The organism is Microbacterium sp. Bi128, assembly GCF_918698205.1.
The window spans coordinates 1-2,858 of record NZ_CAKKMM010000618.1; the positions used below are offsets into that span (position 1 = coordinate 1).

Here is a 2,858-nt window from a genome sequence, read left to right on the forward strand (position 1 = left end):
CCGTACCGCTGCTGGATGCGATCCAGCGCAACAAGTTCGACGCCGTCTTCGGCGGTGGCCGCCGCGACGAGGACAAGGCCCGGGCCAAGGAACGGATCCTGAGCCTGCGCGACGAGTTCGGCCAGTGGGACCCCCGCAACCAGCGGCCCGAGCTGTGGAACCTCTACAACGGCCGGCACACGGTGGGCCAGCACGTCCGCGCATTCCCCATCAGCAACTGGACCGAACTGGACGTGTGGCGCTACATCGAGCGCGAGAACATCGAGCTGCCGGGCCTGTACTACGCCCACCGCCGCGAAGTCTTCGCCCGCGACGGCATGTGGCGCGCCGTCGGCGAGGTCTCCCAGCCGCGCGATCACGAGGAAGTCATCACCAAGACCGTCCGCTACCGGACCGTCGGCGACATGTCCTGCACCGGCGCCGTGGAATCGGCCGCCGCCACGGTGCGCGACGTAGTCATTGAGGTTGCCGCCTCGACCATCACCGAACGTGGCGCCACCCGGGCCGATGACCGCATCTCCGAGGCCGCCATGGAAGACCGCAAGAAGGACGGCTATTTCTAATGAGCACGGAAACGTTTCTCCCGGGCCAGGACCTCGTTGCCGCGGCGCTGCCCACCACGCTGTTCCGCTTCGCCACCGCAGGCTCCGTCGACGACGGCAAGTCCACACTGGTGGGCCGGCTCCTGCACGACTCGAAGGCGATCCTCGCCGACCAGCTCGACGCCGTCGCCCGCACCTCGGCGGACCGCGGGTTCGGCGGTGAAGGGGCCACCGGCACAAAAGCGATCGACCTCGCCCTGCTGACCGACGGCCTGCGCGCGGAGCGCGAGCAGGGCATCACGATCGATGTCGCCTACCGCTACTTCGCCACGGACCGGCGCAGCTTCATTCTCGCGGACTGCCCCGGGCACGTGCAGTACACCAAGAACACGGTGACCGGTGCGTCCACCGCGGACGCCGTCGTCGTGCTCATCGACGCCCGCAAGGGTGTCCTCGAGCAGACCCGCCGGCACCTGTCCGTGCTGCAGCTGCTGCGCGTGGCACACGTGATCGTCGCCGTGAACAAGATCGACCTTGTGGATTTCAGCGAGGAAGTGTTCCGCGGGATCGAGGCGGACGTCCAGCAGGTCGGGCGCGAACTCGGGCTCGGCCGTGACGATTCAAATGCAGGCGGGGTCTCCGATCTCTTCGTCGTCCCCGTCTCCGCCCTCGACGGCGACAACGTGGTGGACCGCTCGGAGCGGACACCGTGGTACGACGGCCCGGCGCTCCTGGAGGTCCTGGAGACGCTGCCGGCCGCCGACGAACTCGAAAGCCACCTCGAAAGCTTCCGTTTCCCGGTCCAGCTGGTGGTCCGGCCGCAGGGCGCGCTGGCTCCGGACGCCATCGCCGGCGGCCTCGATCCCGAGGCCTACCGCGACTACCGTGCCTACGCCGGCCAGATCACCGAAGGCTCCGTGAAACTGGGGGATCAGGTCAGCATCCTGACCCCGGGCCAGGCCCCGCGCACCACCACCATCACCGGGATCGACTTCGCGGGCCGCGAGCTCGCCGAGGCGGCCGCACCGCAGTCCGTGGCGCTGCGCCTGGCCGATGAGTTCGACGTCGCCCGCGGTGACACGATCGCGGCGGCCGGGACGGTGCGTGAAAGCAGTGCAGACCTCTACGCCGCCCTGTGCTGGCTCTCGCCCAAGCCGCTCCGGGAGGGCTCCAAGGTCCTGGTCAAGCACGGCACCCGCACGGTCCAGGCCCTGGTGCGGAACGTGACAGGCAGGCTCGACCTCGCCAGCTTCGGCCTGGAGCCGACCACCACCCTGGAGCTCAACGACATCGGGCACGCGCAGCTCCGGCTCGCCGCTGCGCTGCCGCTGGAGAACTACCTGCACCACCGCCGCACCGGGGCGTTCCTCGTGATCGACCCGCTCGACGGCAACACCCTCGCAGCGGGCCTGGTCAACGACCACCCGGGCGACCACGAGGACGAGCGCTACTCGATCTAGGCCACGTGTCACATGGGCGCAGCTTGTTTTCCGGTCGGTCGCCATGGGCGCCCGTCCGGGAAACAAGCTGCCGTCTTTTGGGGCCGAATGTGACGCTGCGTGAACCCGCGTGACCCCCGGTTTCCGGGCCGTTGAACCCCGAATATGACACTCCCTATGGTGAATGAATGAAGACACAGGAACGGTTCCCCGGCCTCCTCCGCAGGGACTTCCAGGGGCGATGTCGCCGGCGCTGACCATCCGCCCGGCCCTTCCGCACACACCCCAGAACAGGACTTCACCCATGTCACACACCCCCGAAAACCCCGGGCCCGGCACGCAGCCCGGCACCACCCGGATCGTCGCCGGCGAGACCGGCAAACCCAAACGCAAGCGCACCCTGGAGATCGCCCTGGTCGCGGGCCTCGTGCTCCTGATCGGCGCCGGCGCAGCAGTTGCATCCTCGCTGTCCCGCAGCCCCGAAACCGCCCCCGTAGCGGCAACGGCGGACGCCGGCCCGGCCACGGAACTCAGGCTCGGCTACTTTGGCAACATCACCCACGCTCCGGCCCTGGTGGGTGTCAACAAGGGGTTCATCGCCAAGGACCTCGGGGCGACCAAGCTCAGCACGCAGGTGTTCAACGCCGGCCCGGCCGCGATCGAGGCCCTGAACGCCGGCGCCATCGACGCCACCTACATCGGCCCCAACCCGGCCATCAACTCCTACGTCAAGAGCAACGGCCAGTCCATCAGCATCATCGCCGGCGCCGCGGCCGGCGGAGCGCAGCTGGTGGTCAAGCCCGGCATCAACTCGGCGGCCGACCTCAAGGGCAAGACGCTCGCATCGCCGCAGCTCGGCGGCACCCAGGACGTGGCC

At 69.0% G+C, this 2,858-nt stretch carries 3 protein-coding genes; all 3 read left to right on the plus strand.

The window, feature by feature from the left end; all coding sequences use genetic code 11:
• Positions 1-563 (plus strand): sulfate adenylyltransferase subunit CysD (cysD, locus tag LQV45_RS23810; RefSeq protein ID WP_230009103.1); only part of this gene is annotated, 563 nt, incomplete at its 5' end.
• The gene (locus LQV45_RS23815) at positions 563-2,002 is read left to right on the plus strand and encodes a sulfate adenylyltransferase subunit 1 (RefSeq protein WP_230009104.1); all 1,440 of its coding nucleotides are present in this window, start codon (positions 563-565) and stop codon (positions 2,000-2,002) included. The genes cysD and LQV45_RS23815, both read left to right, overlap by 1 nt.
• A gap of 283 nt (positions 2,003-2,285) precedes the next feature.
• Positions 2,286-2,858, plus strand: a 573-nt coding sequence (locus LQV45_RS23820) for an ABC transporter substrate-binding protein (RefSeq protein ID WP_230009105.1), incomplete at its 3' end; no start/stop codon positions are given.

Bases quoted from the DNA above. Each gene is read 5' to 3' on its own strand.
- LQV45_RS23815 (WP_230009104.1), top strand. From the start codon at position 563: ATGAGCACGGAAACGTTTCTCCCGGGCCAGGACCTCGTTGCCGCGGCG.